Source organism: Micromonospora sp. WMMD735 (genome assembly GCF_049178995.1).
Taxonomy (GTDB): domain Bacteria; phylum Actinomycetota; class Actinomycetes; order Mycobacteriales; family Micromonosporaceae; genus Micromonospora; species Micromonospora wenchangensis.
In genome coordinates this window covers 6,567,162-6,582,482 of sequence record NZ_JBMHMJ010000002.1, presented here as the reverse complement: position 1 = coordinate 6,582,482, position 15,321 = coordinate 6,567,162, and the positions used below count along the sequence as shown (strand labels likewise).

Annotated in this window: 12 protein-coding genes; 7 read left to right on the top strand and 5 right to left on the bottom strand. The window is 73.9% G+C overall.

All coding sequences use genetic code 11. The features are described from left to right. Window positions 1-77: 77 nt before the first annotated feature. Together ACN268_RS28860 and ftsY are read right to left on the bottom strand one after the other, a co-directional pair. On the bottom strand, window positions 78-941 hold the full coding sequence (locus ACN268_RS28860) for an aminoglycoside phosphotransferase family protein (protein ID WP_204923815.1): 864 nt from the start codon (window positions 939-941) through the stop codon (window positions 78-80). A 7-nt stretch (window positions 942-948) separates the two neighbouring features. Beyond that, window positions 949-2,130: a signal recognition particle-docking protein FtsY gene (gene ftsY, locus ACN268_RS28855; protein ID WP_421486150.1), complete on the bottom strand. Its 1,182-nt coding sequence runs from the start codon at window positions 2,128-2,130 to the stop codon at window positions 949-951. A 148-nt stretch (window positions 2,131-2,278) separates the two neighbouring features. Here ftsY and ACN268_RS28850 point away from each other — a divergent pair, with 148 nt between their 5' ends. The 5 genes from ACN268_RS28850 to ACN268_RS28830 all read left to right on the top strand — a co-directional run bounded on the left by ACN268_RS28850 (window position 2,279) and on the right by ACN268_RS28830 (window position 7,279). Beyond that, entirely contained in the window at window positions 2,279-3,991 is a 1,713-nt protein-coding gene (locus ACN268_RS28850) for an alkaline phosphatase D family protein (protein ID WP_421486148.1), read from the top strand. Between the two features lie 23 nt (window positions 3,992-4,014). Then, window positions 4,015-4,452 carry a MarR family winged helix-turn-helix transcriptional regulator gene (locus ACN268_RS28845; protein WP_377682928.1) on the top strand — a complete coding sequence of 146 codons (438 nt, stop codon included), beginning with the start codon at window positions 4,015-4,017 and terminating at the stop codon, window positions 4,450-4,452. 141 nt (window positions 4,453-4,593) lie between these two features. Continuing rightward, on the top strand, window positions 4,594-6,213 hold the full coding sequence (locus tag ACN268_RS28840; protein WP_421486147.1) for an MDR family MFS transporter: 1,620 nt from the start codon (window positions 4,594-4,596) through the stop codon (window positions 6,211-6,213). Window positions 6,214-6,216: 3 nt separating this feature from the next. Continuing rightward, on the top strand, window positions 6,217-6,708 hold the full coding sequence (locus tag ACN268_RS28835) for a universal stress protein (protein WP_421486145.1): 492 nt from the start codon (window positions 6,217-6,219) through the stop codon (window positions 6,706-6,708). Between the two features lie 49 nt (window positions 6,709-6,757). After that, window positions 6,758-7,279, top strand: a complete 522-nt coding sequence (locus ACN268_RS28830) for a DinB family protein (RefSeq protein ID WP_421486143.1) — start codon at window positions 6,758-6,760, stop codon at window positions 7,277-7,279. A 25-nt stretch (window positions 7,280-7,304) separates the two neighbouring features. Here the strand turns inward: ACN268_RS28830 and ACN268_RS28825 are convergent, their stop codons facing one another. The 3 genes from ACN268_RS28825 to ACN268_RS28815 all read right to left on the bottom strand — a co-directional run bounded on the left by ACN268_RS28825 (window position 7,305) and on the right by ACN268_RS28815 (window position 12,016). Beyond that, window positions 7,305-7,922, bottom strand: coding sequence for an HAD family hydrolase (locus ACN268_RS28825; protein WP_421486141.1), 618 nt, complete (start codon window positions 7,920-7,922; stop codon window positions 7,305-7,307). Next, complete coding sequence (smc, locus tag ACN268_RS28820; protein ID WP_421486139.1) at window positions 7,922-11,530, bottom strand: chromosome segregation protein SMC; 3,609 nt, start codon at window positions 11,528-11,530, stop codon at window positions 7,922-7,924. The genes ACN268_RS28825 and smc overlap by 1 nt, the downstream gene beginning before the upstream one ends. A 291-nt stretch (window positions 11,531-11,821) precedes the next feature. Continuing rightward, a complete protein-coding gene (locus ACN268_RS28815) occupies window positions 11,822-12,016 on the bottom strand; it encodes a hypothetical protein (protein ID WP_067305353.1) in 195 nt (64 codons plus the stop codon). 308 nt (window positions 12,017-12,324) lie between these two features. Here ACN268_RS28815 and ACN268_RS28810 point away from each other — a divergent pair, with 308 nt between their 5' ends. Both ACN268_RS28810 and ACN268_RS28805 read left to right on the top strand, forming a co-directional pair. Next, entirely contained in the window at window positions 12,325-14,259 is a 1,935-nt protein-coding gene (locus ACN268_RS28810; protein ID WP_421486138.1) for a CAP domain-containing protein, read from the top strand. Window positions 14,260-14,386: 127 nt separating this feature from the next. Next, entirely contained in the window at window positions 14,387-15,292 is a 906-nt protein-coding gene (locus ACN268_RS28805) for an endo alpha-1,4 polygalactosaminidase (protein WP_421486136.1), read from the top strand. Window positions 15,293-15,321: the final 29 nt, after the last annotated feature.

Sequence of the window (15,321 nt, the reverse complement as noted above, 5' to 3'; positions counted from 1 at the left end):
AACGAACGGCCACTCTTTCCCCGATGCGGTCGACCGCTGGGATGTTCCGGGACCCCGCACGCAGGAGGAGCCCACGCTCAGCGCAGGGCGTACTCCAGGGTGTGCCGTTCGTAGTCGAGCAGGCGCAGGTCGCGCATCGGGCGACGGAGGTGACCCTTGTGCACGATCCGGACGAACGCCGGCTCCCCCGCCGCCGCCATCCGCCGGATGCCCTCCACGTGGTCGACGATCCGCTTGCGGATGGTCCGGATCAGCCGGTGCCGGTCCCGGGGGATCAGCCCGTACGCGTCGGCGAACAACCGCAGCCGGCGGGGCCGGTCCGGGTGCTTCCAGCCGAGCGTGATCGAGTCCCGGTCGGCGAAGATCGGCACCCAGGTCCACGCCGCGTACGCCACGTCGTAGATCCGGGCCCCGGGCGAGGCGAGGTCGAAGTCGATCAGGCCGAGGGTGCCGTCCGGCCGCCAGATCACGTTGTGCGGGGCGGCGTCGTGGTGGCAGATCACCTCGGTGTCCGGCGGCGGCGGCCCGAACGAGCGCCACACCGCGCCGGGCGGCGGGGCGAAGCCGTACTGGGCGTCGTGGAACATCCGCAGCATGGTGGCCACCGTCACCAGCGCCTCGTCGGTGACCCAGTGCGGGGCCAGCGGGTACTCCCCGCACTCCCCTTCGAGGTAGGACAGCACCTCCCGGTTGCGCTCGTCCATGCCCAGCGCCCGGGGAGCGCCGGTGAACCCGACGTACTCCAGGTGGCGCAGGAGGGCGTGCACCGAGGGCGTCCACGGGCCGGCGTTGCGCCGGACGGTGTCGCCGACCCGGACGACGGTGCTCACGTTCCCGCCGTGCAGCGGGATCTCCTGCGAGGTCACGTACGGTCTCCCCAGGCCCGGCGCCGCATGGCGGGGGTCACGCCACCCGGCGTACGCGCGATCGTCGTTGCTCACCGCGAGGTTACGCGTCCCGGGCGAGCGGCTCGGTGCCGAGCAGCGCGTCGACGAACTGCGCCGGGTCGAACGGGGCCAGATCGTCCGCGCCCTCGCCGAGACCGACCAGCTTGACCGGGATGCCGAGCTTGCGCTGGACGGCGATCACGATGCCGCCCTTGGCCGTCCCGTCGAGCTTGGTCAGCACCACCCCTGTCACGTTCACCACCTCGGTGAACACCCGGGCCTGTTCCAGCCCGTTCTGCCCGGTGGTGGCGTCCAGGATCAGCAGCGTCTCGTCGATCGGGCCGTGCTTCTCCACCACCCGCTTGACCTTGCCCAGCTCGTCCATCAGGCCGATCTTGTTCTGCAACCGGCCGGCGGTGTCGATGAGCACGGTGTCCGTGCCGGCGTCGATGCCCCGGCGGACCGCGTCGAAGGCCACGCTGGCCGGGTCGGCGCCCTCCGCGCCCCGGACCGTCTCGGCGCCCACCCGGCCGCCCCAGGTCTCCAGCTGGTCGGCGGCGGCGGCCCGGAAGGTGTCGGCCGCGCCGAGGGTGACCGAGCGCCCGTCGGCGACCAGCACCCGGGCGATCTTGCCGCAGGTGGTGGTCTTGCCGGCACCGTTGACCCCGACCACCAGCAGCACCGCCGGCACGCCGTCGCGGCCGGTGGTGCGCAGTGACCGGTCCAGGCCCGGGTCGAGCGCGTTGACCAGCTCGGCGGCGAGCAGGTCGCGCAGCTCACCGGCGGAGCGGGTGCCGAGCACCCGGGTCCGCTCGCGGAGCCGGTCGACGATGTCCCGGGTGGCGTCGATGCCGACGTCGGCGGTGATCAGGCTGTCCTCGATCTCCTCCCAGGCGTCCTCGTCGAGGTGGTCGCGGGCGAGCAGGCCGAGCAGGCCCTTGCCGAAGGCGTTCTGCGAGCGGGCCAGCCGGGATCGCAGCCGGACCAGCCGGCCGGCGGTCGGCTCGGGGACCTCCAGCGGCGGGGCCGTCGCCACCGGCGGCTCGACCAGCACGCCGGTGGAGAGGTCGGACTCGGCCGCCTCGACGGGTGGCCCGGCCAGGTCCTCCTCGGCCCGGGTGTCGACCTCGGTCTGCGGCAGCGGGGGTGCGGCACGCCGACGCAGCCGGGGCACGACCAGGCCGAGGCCGCCGAGGATCAGCACGCCGAGCAGGGCCAGTGCGACGAGGAGGTAGTCCGTCATGCCGAAATCCTGTCAGATGCCGACGACCGCGTCCCACTCACCGCCTCCAGACCCGGGCGAGCTGCGGGTACGCTCGCCGCTGCCGGGGGTGACCCACCCGCCCGCGGGGTAGCAGAGCTGAACCGTCTTCTCCTCGGAGGTGCCACCCATGCCCGAGCCACGCCTGCTCATCGGCCCGTTGCTGCGCCGGGTGGTCGGCACCCGGGCGACGGTGTGGGTGGAGACCGGCGGGCCCGCGGTGGTCACCGTCCGCACGGCGCACGGTGCCACCGGCTCCGCGCCGACCTTCTCCGCGTACGACCACCACTACGCGCTGGTGGTGGTGGAGGGGCTCACCCCGGACCACGCCACCACCTACGAGGTGCTGGTCGACGACGAGCTGGTCTGGCCGGTGGCCCGCGACGGGTTCCCGCCCAGCGTGATCCGGACCAGGGCGGCCGACGACCGGGACCAGCCGGTCAGCCTGATCTTCGGGTCGTGCCGGGAGACCACCCAGCACAACACCACCCGCAAGCTGCCCCCGGACGCGCTGGACGCGTACGCCCGGCGGCTGATGGCCGCGCCCGACCCGGACGACCTGCCCGACCTGCTGGTGCTGCTCGGTGACCAGGTCTACGCCGACGTCACCTCGCCCACGGTCAGGCGGCTGCTCAAGCGGCGTCGGCGGCGTCCGAAGGACGCCCCGGCCGACCAGGTGGTCAGCTTCGACGAGTACACCAAGCTCTACCTGGAGTCCTGGCGCGACCCGGAGATCCGCTGGCTGCTCTCCACCGTGCCCAGCGTGATGATCTTCGACGACCACGAGGTGATCGACGACTGGAACACCTCGAAGTCGTGGCGGGCCGACATGCGCCGGCAGGCCTGGTGGGCCGAGCGGATCCGCAGCGGCCTGGCCTCCTACTGGGTCTACCAGCACCTGGGCAACCTCGCCCCGGACGAGATCGCCGCCGACCCGCTCTACGCCAAGGTGGTCGCCGCCGAGGACGCCACCACCGTGCTGCGCGAGTTCGGCGAACGGGTCGACAGGGAGGCCGACGAGGCACACGACACCGAGCGCTGGCGGGCCGTGCAGTACCAGTGGAGCTACGCGCTGGACCTGGGCCGGACCCGGCTGGTCATGCTGGACAACAGGTGCAGCCGGGTGCTCGAACCGGGTGCCCGGTCGATGCTGCCGGCCGGCGAGTGGTCCTGGTTCCTGGACCGGGCCCACGGGGTCTACGACCACCTGGTGGTCGGCGCGTCGCTGCCCTGGCTGCTGCCGCCGGGCATCCACCACGTGGAGGCGTGGAACGAGAAGCTGGCCGACTCGGGCAGGCCGTGGGTCGCCGGGCTGGCCGAGAAGCTGCGCCGGGCGCTGGACCTGGAGCACTGGGCCGCGTTCCGCCGCTCGTTCGACGCCCTCGGGGCGCTGTTCGTGCGGCTGGGCAGCGGCGACCCGGGCAGCACCGGGGACCGGGTCGGCGCGGGGCCCGCGTACCCGGCGCCGGCGTCGATCAGCGTGCTCTCCGGCGACGTGCACCACTCGTACGTGGCCCGCGCCCGGTTCGACGACCCGGCGGTCCGCACCCCGGTGCACCAGCTCACCTGTTCCCCGATCCACAACCAGGTGCCGGCGGCGATGCGCCCGCTGATGAAGCTGGGCTGGAGCGCGGGGCCGGCGGCGGCCACCCGGGCACTGGCCCGCTCCGCCGGGGTACGCCGCCCGACGGTGCGCTGGAAGAAGCTCGCCGGCCCGTACTTCGGCAACGCGGTGAGCACGTTGCGGCACACCGGGCGGGAGGCGGTGGTGCTGATCGAGGGCACCACCAGCGACGGGCACCTGCGTGAGGTGGCCCGGCAACGACTCTCCTCGGCGAAGTGACGCGCGCCACGTACCCTCGTGCCGTGGACGATCATCTGCCGGAGACGCTGCGCGTGCTGGAGCACGAACTGACCGCGCTGCTGCGCCGGGGCCGGGCGCTGTCCTGGGAGATCGCCCGGGAGGTGCATCCCAACCTGGAGCCCAACGCGTACGGCCTGCTGCTGTGGCTGCGCCGGTCCGGGTCGACCCGGCTGACCGACCTGGCCGCCCAGTTGGGTATCGGTAAGGGCACGCTGAGCCGGCAGATCCAGGGGCTGGAGGCGTTGGGCCTGGTGCGCCGCGACCCGGACCCGGTCGACCGGCGGGCGGCGCAGCTGCGGCTGACCGAGGAGGGCACCCGGCGCTTCGACGCGGCCCGGTCGGCCCGGATGGACCAGATCAACAGGTCGATGGAGACCTGGCCGAAGCGGGACGTCGAGGAGTTCGCCCGCCTGATGCACCGGTTCAACGAGACCTTCTGAACCTGGCCGCGCCCCGGGTCGGGCGGCGTCGTGCCCCAGGTCGGGGGGAATAGAGCCACGTCACGTCCGGTTGTTGCTTGAGGCAACGAACACTTACGGTTGCCCGAGGCACCCTTTTCACCACCAGCGGAGGCAGCGACGATGACCCAGGCGACAGCGCCCACCCGGGCGACCGGCGTCGAGATGACCCACCGGCAGATCCTGGAGGCCCTCTCCGGACTGCTGCTGGGCATGTTCGTCGCGATCCTCTCCTCCACGGTCGTCTCCAACGCGCTGCCGCGGATCATCACCGAGCTCAAGGGCGGTCAGTCCGCCTACACCTGGGTGGTCACCTCGACCCTGCTGGCGACCACCGCGACCACCCCGATCTGGGGCAAGCTCGCCGACCTGACCAGCAAGAAGATCCTGGTCCAGCTCTCCCTGGCCATCTTCGTGCTGGGCTCCGTGCTGGCCGGGCTGTCCCAGTCCACCGAACAGCTCATCGCCTGCCGGGTGCTCCAGGGCGTCGGGGCCGGCGGCCTCACCGCCCTGGCCCAGGTGATCATGGCGACGATGATCGCGCCCCGCGAGCGCGGCCGGTACAGCGGCTACCTCGGCGCGGTGATGGCCGTCGGCACCATCGGCGGCCCGCTGATCGGCGGCGTCATCGTCGACACCTCCTGGCTCGGCTGGCGCTGGTGCTTCTACGTCGGCGTGCCGTTCGCCATCGCCGCCCTGGTGGTGCTCCAGAAGACCCTGCACCTGCCGGTCGTCAGGCGTCAGGTGAAGATCGACTGGTGGGGCGCGACGCTGATCACCGCCGCCGTGTCGCTGCTGCTGATCTGGGTCACCCTGGCCGGCGACAAGTACGACTGGATCTCCTGGCAGAGCGCCGTCATGGTGACCGGCGCAGTCGTGCTCGGCACGCTCGCCATCCGGGTGGAGAACCGGGCCAGCGAGCCGATGATCCCGCCGAGGCTGTTCCGCAACCGCACCATCACCCTCGCCGTCGTCGCCAGCATCGCCGTCGGCGTGGGCATGTTCGGCGCATCGGTCTTCCTGGGTCAGTACTTCCAGATCAGCCGGGGCGAGAGTCCGACCATGTCCGGCCTGATGACCATGCCGATGATCCTCGGCCTGCTGGTCTCCTCCGTCGTCGTCGGCCGGATCATCACCCGGACCGGCCGTTGGAAGCGCTACCTGGTCGCCGGTTCCGCGCTGCTCACCGCCGGATTCGCACTGATGGGCACGATCCGCTACGACACCCCGTACTGGCACCTCGCCGTCTACATGGCGCTGATCGGCCTCGGGCTCGGCATGACCATGCAGAACCTCGTCCTCGCCGTGCAGAACACCGTCAGCACCCACGAACTCGGCGCGGCCAGCTCGGTGGTGGCGTTCTTCCGCAGCCTCGGCGGCGCGGTCGGCGTGTCCGTGCTCGGCGCGGTCCTCGGCCACCGGGTCAAGGACTACATCGCCGACGGCCTCACCGCGCTGGGCATCCCGGCCTCAGGCTCGGGCAGCGGCGGCGTCCTGCCCGACGTGCACACCCTGCCGGGCCCGATCCGGATCGTGGTGGAGAGCGCCTACGGCCACGGCGCCGGCGACATCTTCCTGGCCGCCGCCCCGTTCGGGCTGATCGCCCTGATCGCGGTGATCTTCATCAAGGAGATCCCGCTGCGCCAGCACACCGGGGACGCCGTCACCGAGACCGTCGCGCAGGAGTCCGCCGTCGCGGCGGGCGGCGGGGCGGCGGTGGTCCGCACCGGGACCCGGGACTGACCGGTGAGCACCCCCGTCGAGCGTGAGCAGTACGGCCCGCAGGCCCGCCCGCTGGAGTTCGAGCGGGGCACCGACGGGCCCCGGGTGGTGCTGGTCGGCGTCGACGGCACCCGGACCTCGCTGCGTGCCGCGTCGTACGCGGCGGGGCTGGCCCGCAGGCAGGGCGCCGCGCTGGTGGTGGTCTTCGTCAGTGCCCCGGCCGGCTACGTGTCCCTCATGCCGGGGGTGGTGGCCGGGGCGGTCCAGCAGACCCACGACGAACTCGCCGACGAACTGCGGCAGGAGTGCCGCCGGGGCGCGGAGGAACTGGGGCTGCCGGTGACGTTCCTGTGCCGGCGCGGGGACGCGTACACCGAGCTGCGGGCGGCGGCCGACGAGTCCCGGGCGGACCTGGTGGTGGTCGGCTCCTCCGAGCAGGCCGGGCACCGGCTCGTCGGTTCCGTCGCCACCCGCCTGGTCCGCACCGGCCGCTGGCCGGTCCTCGTCGTCCCCTGACCGGGGCGGGGCCCGGGGAATGTCGGACCGGTCGGCGAGGATGCCGGCCATGACCTGGCGAGCACCGGAGATCACCCGGAACCCGGAACTTCCCGTCGGCGACGAGCGGCCCATGCTGGAGAGCTGGCTCGACTACCACCGGCAGACCCTGCTGCTCAAGTGCGCCGGGTTGACGGCCGGGCAGTTGCGCACCCCGAGCGTGGAACCGTCCGGGCTGACCCTGCTCGGCCTGGTCCGGCATCTGGGCGAGGTGGAGTCCTGGTGGTTCCGGGAGAACTTCGCCGGGCAACAGGTCGACTACCCGTACGGGTCCGTGGACGACCCACGCGCCGACCTCGACGTCAGTCACGCCGACGCCGAGGCCGACTTCGCCACCTACCACGAGCAGGTCGCCCTGGCCCGGGCCGCCACCGCCGGCCGCTCGCTCGACGAGACGTTCACCGAGGTCGGCCCCCAGCATCGGACCTTCAGCCTGCGCTGGGTCTACCTGCACCTGATCGAGGAGTACGCCCGGCACAACGGCCACGCCGACCTGATCCGGGAACGCCTCGACGGCGTCACCGGCGAGTGACCCCGCCGCTCGGCCAGGCCGGGGTTCAGTGGGCCAGCGCCGCCCGCAGGTAACGCAGCCCCTCCGGCCCGCTCCACCGGTACGCCGACAGCCCCGCCGCCCGCGCCCCCCGGATCGCCCAGTCCTCGTCGTCGACGAAGAGCACCCGGGCGGGCGGGGTCTCCAGGGCGGCACAGGCGGCCTGGAAGTACTCCTTCGCCGGCTTGTGCACCCCGACGACCGAGGAGTTGACCACCACGTCCAGCTCGCCGACCAGGCCCAGCTCGGCGAGGTCGGTGTCGAGCAGGTCGGTGGCGTTGGTGCCCAGCCCGACCCGGATGCCGCCCGCCCGCGCCTCGCGGACGAAGGCCAGCACGTCGGCGTCGACCTCGCCCCGGTAGCGCTGCCACTGCTCCACGGCCGCGCGGGCCCGCTGCGGCCCGACCGAGTCGCTCAGCGCGTCGGCCACACTGGACATCCAGTCGGCGTGGCTGACCTGACCGGTCAGCACCGGTTGCAGCCGCCCCCAGTGCATGGCGATCTCGCCGAGCACCCCGGCGGCGAGGCCGTACTCCCGTTCGACGTCGGCGGCCACCGCCGGGTCCCAGTGCCGCAGCACGCCGTCGAAGTCGAGCAGGAGCGCCGTCGGCCGTTGCCGTGCCACTAGTGATTCTCCTCGTGTCCGTCGGACCGCTCGGCGTCGGTCCGGTTGAGCCGTTGGCTGATCACCTGGGTGACCCCGCTGCGCATGGTCACGCCGTAGAGCGCGTCGGCGATCTCCATGGTCCGCTTCTGGTGGGTGATGACGATCAACTGGCTCTTCTCCCGCAACTGGGCCAGCAGGGTGATCAGGCGGCCCAGGTTCACGTCGTCGAGGGCCGCCTCCACCTCGTCCATGATGTAGAACGGGCTGGGTCGGGCCCGGAAGATCGCCACCAGCATCGCCACGGCGGTCAGCGACCGCTCGCCGCCGGAGAGCAGCGACAGCCGTTTGATCTTCTTGCCGGGCGGCCGGGCCTCCACCTCCACGCCCGTGGTGAGCAGGTCGTCCGGCTCGGTGAGGATCAACCGGCCCTCACCACCGGGGAACAGGACCGTGAAGACCTGCTCGAACTCGCGGGCCGTGTCGGCGAACGCGCTGGCGAAGACCTCCAGGATGCGCTCGTCGACGTCCTTGACCACGGTGAGCAGGTCACGTCGGGTGGCCTTGAGGTCCTCCAGTTGCTCGGAGAGGAACTTGAAGCGCTCCTCCAGGGCGGCGAACTCCTCCAGCGCGAGCGGGTTGACCTTGCCGAGCAGGGCCAGTTCCCGTTCCGCCTTGGCGGCCCGCTTCTCCTGCACCGGGCGCTCGTAGCGGACCAGCTCGGGCACCGGCAGGCCGTCGCGTTCGGCCGCCGCCACGTCCACCGGGGTCGGCGGGACGGGCTGGGTCGGGCCGTACTCGGCGACCAGGGTCTCCACGTCCAGGCCGAAGTCCTCGGCGGCCTTGGCCTCCAACTGCTCGATGCGCAGCCGCTGCTCGGCGCGGGCCACCTCGTCCCGGTGCACCTGGCTGGTCAACCGCGCAAGCTCCGCGCCGAGCCGCTTCGCCGCGCCGCGTACCTCCTGGAGCTCGGCCTCCCGGGCGGCGCGCTCCCGGGCGACCGCGTCGCGGTGCTCCTCGGCCCGCGCGATGGAGGTGCCGAGCCGGGTCAGCGCCTCGCGGGCCCCACCGACCACGGCGCGGGCGATCGCCGCGCCCCGGGTCCGGGCCGCCCGCCGCGCCGCCGCCCGCTCCCGGGCCGCCCGCTCGGCGGTCGCCTGCCGGGCCAGCGAGTCGGCCCGGCCGGCGATCGAGGCGACCCGCTCCTCGGCGGTACGCACCGCGAGGCGGACCTCCATCTCGTTCTGCCGGGCCCGGGGCACCATCGCGGCGAGCTGGTCCCGTTCCTCGGTGGAGGGTTCCGCGTCGATCGGGGTGTCCTCGGCGAGCCGCAGCCGTTCCGCCAGCTCGGCGAGGGCGGCCAGGTCGCGTTCCCGGGCCGCCTCGGCGCGGGAACGGCTCTCGCCGAGCCGGTCGGTCTCCGCCTTCGCCGACCGGGCCGCCGCACCCAGCTCGGCCAGCCGACGGGCGGCGGCGTTGCGATGGCTCTCCGCCTCCCGTTTGGCGGCGGCGGCGTGCTGCACCGCCTCCTTCGCGGCGGCCACCTCGGCCCGGGCGTCGACGAGCTGGTCGCGCAGCTCGGCGGCCGTCCGCTCGGCGGTGTGCCGGTTGGTGCGGGCCTCCTCCACGGCGGCCTGCACCTCGATGAAGCTGGCCGCCTTGGCCGACCCGCCGGCCGCCGCGTACGCCCCGACCACGTCACCGTCCGGGGTGACCGCGCGCAGCTCCGGGTTGCCGGCGACCAGCTCGGCGGCGGCGGCGAGGTCGTCGACCACCGCCACGTCGCGCAGCGCCCGGTGTACGGCGGGACGCAGCTCGGGGGCGCACTCCACCAGGTCCGGCGCCCACCGGGCGGTCTCCGGGAGCCGGGGGCGCAGCGCGTCGGCGGAGCCGGTCATGCCGGGGCCGGCGGGGCTGCCGACCAGCAGGCCGGCCCGGCCGGCGTCGGAGATCTTCAGCAGCCGCATCGCCTCGACGGCCTCGTCGACACCGGTGACCGCGACCGCGTCGGCCAGCCCGCCGAGCGCCGCGGCGAGCGCCGCCTCGTGGCCGGCGGCGACGGTGAGCAACCCGGCCAGGCTGCCCAGCAGGCCGGGCACCTCGTCGGCGCGGGCGAGCAGCGCCCCGGCACCGTCCTTGCGGCGCAGCCCCAGGGCGAGCGCCTCCTCGCGGGCCTTCCACGTCGCGGCGTCCTTCTCGGCGGCCCGCTCGGTGTCGGCCAGCGCCCGGACGGTGGCCTGCGCCCGCTCGTGGGCGGCCACCGCCTCGGCGTGCCGGTCGTCGAGTTCGGCGTTGTCCCGGTCGGCCTCGGTGGACTGTTCGGCGACCGCGTCCAGCTCCGCCTGGGCCTGGTCGGCGCGGGCCAGGGCGTCGGCGTGGGCGGCGGCGAGCCGCTCGATCTCCTCACCGGCGCTGGTGGTCCGCGCCTGCGCCGAGTTGACCTGCCCGGTCAGCCGGGCCAGCCCCTCCCGCCGGTCGGCGATCGCCTTGGCGGCGGTGACCAGTTCCCGTTCGGCGGCGGCGAGCTGGCGTTCCAGCTCCTGCCGGTGCTCGACGGCCTCGGCGAGCCGGATCTGGTCGTCGGTGAGCGCCCCGCGCAGCTCCTCCTCCTGCTCGCGGACCCGCTGCGACTCGGCCTCCAACTGGTCGGGGTCGCGGCCGGGGCGCTCGTCGTCGCCGGTGGCGCTGAGGTGGCGCAGCCGTTCCCGGGCCACCTGTTCCACCGAGCGGAACCGTTCGGAGAGCGCGGAGAGCTTGTACCAGGTGTCCTGGGCGGCGGCGAGCAGCGGCGCGTCCTCGGCGAGCGCGGCCTCCAGCTCGCCGAGGCGGCCCTGGACCTCGGCGTGTTCGCCCTCGATCTGTTCGCGCCGCTGGCGCAGCGCCGTCTCGTCGGCGATCTCCTTGTCGAGGGTGGCCCGCAGGGTGTGCAGGTCGTCGGCGAGCAGCCGGAGCCGGGCGTCGCGCAGGTTGGCCTGGATGGCGGCGGCCCGCCGGGCCACCTCGGCCTGGCGGCCCAGCGGCTTGAGCTGACGGCGCAGCTCGGCGGTGAGGTCGGTCAGCCGGTTGAGGTTCGTCTGCATCGCGTCGAGCTTCCGCAGCGCCTTCTCCTTGCGCTTGCGGTGCTTGAGGACCCCGGCCGCCTCCTCGATGAACGAGCGGCGGTCCTCCGGCTTGGCGTGCAGCATGCCGTCGAGCCGGCCCTGGCCGACGATGATGTGCATCTCCCGGCCGATGCCGGAGTCGCTGAGCAGCTCCTGGATGTCGAGCAGCCGGCAGGAGTCGCCGTTGATCTCGTACTCGCTCTCGCCGGAGCGGAACATCCGGCGGGTGATGGACACCTCGGTGTACTCGATCGGCAGCGCGCCGTCGGTGTTGTCGATGGTGAGGGTGACCTCGGCCCGGCCCAGCGGTGCCCGGCCGGCGGTGCCGGCGAAGATAACGTCCTCCATCTTGCCGCCGCGCAGCGCCTTGGCGCCCTGCTCGCCCAGCACCCAGGCGATCGCGTCGACGACGTTGGACTTGCCGGAGCCGTTCGGGCCGACCACGCAGGTGATCCCGGGCTCCAGCTTCAACGTCGTGGCGGAGGCGAAGGACTTGAACCCCTTCACCGTCAGACTCTTGAGATGCACCTGTCCGATCCTCGTCCGGTGGCCACCGCAGGCGTCGCGGGCTGCGCGGACCTGGTGAACCCGCAGACTAACCCGTGGGTACGCGACGACCGGCACGCGACCCGCCCCGGCACCGCCGGCCGACCGCCGTGCGGTGGGTGGAATTGATCGGGGTGGCCCACGCCACATCGGTTCGCAAGATCGTGAATTGGTGAGCGGAGAAATGTGTGGCGGACAGCACTGCGCGCCGGCACGAAAGTGTCGGCGCGCTTTTTCGCGGTGGTGCTGTTCAGTTTTCTGCGTACCCGACGATCAGGTGAGCGCCGGCTCGGCCAGCCGGAGGAGGTCGTCCACCTCCGCCGCAGCCGCCGCGAGCCGATCGTTGTCGGCACGCAGGCGCGTGATCTCGAACTCCAGGGCCTGGACCCTGGAACGCAGTCGGGTGACCTCGTCGAGCAGACGCCGGTCGGGCGCTGCACCTACGTGGCCGTAGAGGGCCTTCGCCATGCTGACTCCTTGATATGCGCTGCCGGAAAAGCCGGCCAACGCGCGCCCATTTCGTGTTCGCGACTACTACCAGGCCATCGGAATCCGGGCGTGGCTGGGCGCGACTGGCGACACCTACATATTGAGCGATAACCCCTCGTTCGTCAAGTTCTCGCAGGCCGTAGATCATCTCCACGTCTGCCCTGTGCACTTGCCGAGGGGGCCGCAAGGCTCGGACACTCTCTGTCCGGACTCCTTGACTCTACGCCTTCCCGGACAGGTACGGTGACCCTGGACGGTCGTCCCTCCTTAACTCTTCCTTAGCCACATTGCTGCTGTTCCGTGGCCGCCGTAGCGTCACCCCGGCCCGCAAGCGACCCGTGGAGGCGACAGGCGTGTACGGCTGGACCGACCCGAACGACCCGGACGCCGCGTACCGACGGCCGCAGCCGTCGACGGACGACCCGGCCTGGCTGACCGACCGTCCCGCCCCCCGCTCGGCGTACCTCTTCGGCGACGACCCGGCCGTGGACGCACCGGCGCAGCCGGGCCCCGCCGGGGCCGACGCCGCGACCGGACCCGCCGGGGGCACCCCGCCCGCCGCCGACCGGTGGACCGACGCACCGGACGGTCAGCCGTGGCAGGGCGGGCAGACCGGCTGGCAGGACGCACCCACCGGCCGTTGGAACGCCGGGCCCGCCGGGCAGTGGGACGCCGTCGAGCAGACCACCGCCCGGCCGGACGACCGGAATGCCGCCCACCAGGAAGACGCGTGGCGGGACGGGCGGTGGTCGGACGGTCGGGACGAACCTGCCGGAACACGGCAGGAGGACCGGGCCGGTGCCTGGCAGGACGACCGGGCCGGCGAGTGGCAGGGCGACCCGGCCGGCGCATGGCGGGACGACCGGACCGGAGCCTGGCAGGACGAGCAGGGCGACCAGTCCGGGGCCTGGCGGGACGAGCACGACCGGACCGGAGCCTGGCAGGACGAGCAGGGCGACCAGTCCGGGGCCTGGAGGGACGAGCACGACCGGGCGGGGGCCTGGCAGAGCGCGCGGGACGACCGGCCCGGCCGGTGGCCGGACGAGCAGGCCGCCTCCTGGCGGGACGGGCAGCCCGGCACCTGGCCGGCCGGACACGGCGAGCCGGACCAGCCGTGGCACGGCGAGCCGGACCAGCCGTGGCAGGGTGGGCCGGACGACCGGACCGGCGTATGGCAGGGCCAGCCGGCCGCCGGGCCGGACCGGCAGGAGCCGTGGCCGGACCGGCCGGACGGGTCGTGGTCCGGTGACGGGGCCGACCGGTGGGCCCAGCCGCAGGCCGGGCCGTGGCACGACGGGGTGGACCGGGCTGTCGGGCCCGACGCCCCCCGGGCCGACGCGCCCGCCGGACCCGACGGCCGGCAGCCGTACCCGGCCGCCGTCGGGCCGGTGCGTGCCGACCTGCGGGACGCCACCGCGGCCACCCCGACGGTCGGACCGGTCGACGCGGTGGCCGCGACCGGTCGTACCCGGCGGCGGTCGCGACGTCCGGTGCTCATCGGCGGTGCCGCCGCGGCGGCGACCCTGGTGGTGAGCCTCGGCATCGGCGCGGTGCTGCTGCCCGACGACGACGGGAACACCGACCGGGCCGCCCTCGACGAGCCGGTGGCCACCGCGCCCGTCATCACCGGCACCGCCCCGAGTAGCAGCGCCCCGGCCTCCCCCAGCGCGTCGCCGAGCCCGTCACCGACGTCGGCGAGCCCGTCACCGAGCCGGACCGCCACGCCGACGCCCACCCCGAGCCGGACCCAGGCGGCGTCGCGGCAGACCGCCCGGGGCGGCTCCGGCAGCGTGGCCCCGGCCGCGCCCCCCACCACCCGGGCGGCGGTCAGCGGCGGCGGGGGCAGCCAGACCCAGCAGGTCGTCGATCTGGTCAACGCCGAGCGGGCCAAGGCCGGCTGCGCCGCCGTCACCGTCGACGCCAAGCTGACCCTCGCCGCCCAGCAGCACAGCCAGGACCAGGCCGATCACAAGACCATGACGCACACCGGCAGCGACGGCAGCAACGCCGGGCAGCGGCTGGACCGGGCCGGCTACGCCTGGCGCACCTACGGTGAGAACGTCGCCTGGAACCAGCCGACCCCGGCCGCGGTGATGGACGCCTGGATGAACAGTCCCGGTCACCGGGCCAACATCCTCAACTGCGCGTTCACCGAGATCGGCGTCGGGGTGGCCAACGGCAACGGGCCGTACTGGACGCAGGACTTCGCCGCCCCGCGCTGACCGGGGACGGCCGACCGGGCCACATCATCCCGGGCCCCCGGCGACGACGTGACCGCGTCGTCGCCGGGGGCTTCTCGTTTGACCGGGTGAGGCGTGCGGCGTACCGCACGGGACCCGGGAGCAGCCGATGCGCATCCGGCCGTCAGCGTCCGCGACGCGCGGCGGGTCGTCGCTGCCCACCCGGCCACCGCGCCGCCACCCGGCCCGCCGGGTGCTGCCGGCCACGCTGGCACTCGCCCTGCTGACCCCGGTGTACGCCTGCCGTCCCGACCTCGGCCCACCCGGCGCACCGACCCCCTGGCCCCCCGCAGCGGCCCGGCAGTGGCGGTGGCAGTGGCAGCTCACCGGCCCGGTCGACACCACCGTCGACGCCGACGTCGTCCTGCTCGACCCGGTACGGGTGAGCACCGCCGAGACCGGGGCGCTGCGTCGGCGCGACCGGCGGCTGATCTGTCACGTGCCCGTCGGGACGTACGCGGGGACGGACCCGGACGCCGCCCGCTACCCGGCGGCGGTGCGGGGTGCTGCCGCCGGGCGGCCCGGCACCCGGTGGGTGGACGTGCGGCGGTGGGACCTGCTGCGGCCCGTCCTGGCCGACCGGTTCCGGCTCTGCCGGGGCAAGGGGTTCGGCGCGGTGGCCCTCGTCGACGCCGACGGGTACGCCCACCGGTCGGGCTTCCCGCTCGGCTTCGACGACCAACTGCTGTTCAACCGGCGCACGGCCGGGCTGGCCCGTTCCCTGGACCTCTCCCCCGGCCTGGTCGGCGACGTCGACCAGGTGGCCGCCCTCGCGCCGGACTTCGACTTCGCGGTCGACGAGGAGTGCGTCAGGTTGCGCCGCTGCGCCCGGCTGCTCCCCTTCGCCGACGCGGGCAAGCCGGTCTTCCAGGTCGAGTACGCCGGTGACCCGGCGCGGTTCTGCGTGACGACCGTCGGCTACGGCTTCGCCTCGATCCGTAAGAACCGCACCCTGGACGCCTGGCGGGTGCCCTGCCCCACCGTTGCCGGGCCGGTCCCCGGCACACCGCGGTGACCCGGACCACGCGGTGCGGTCCGGGTCAC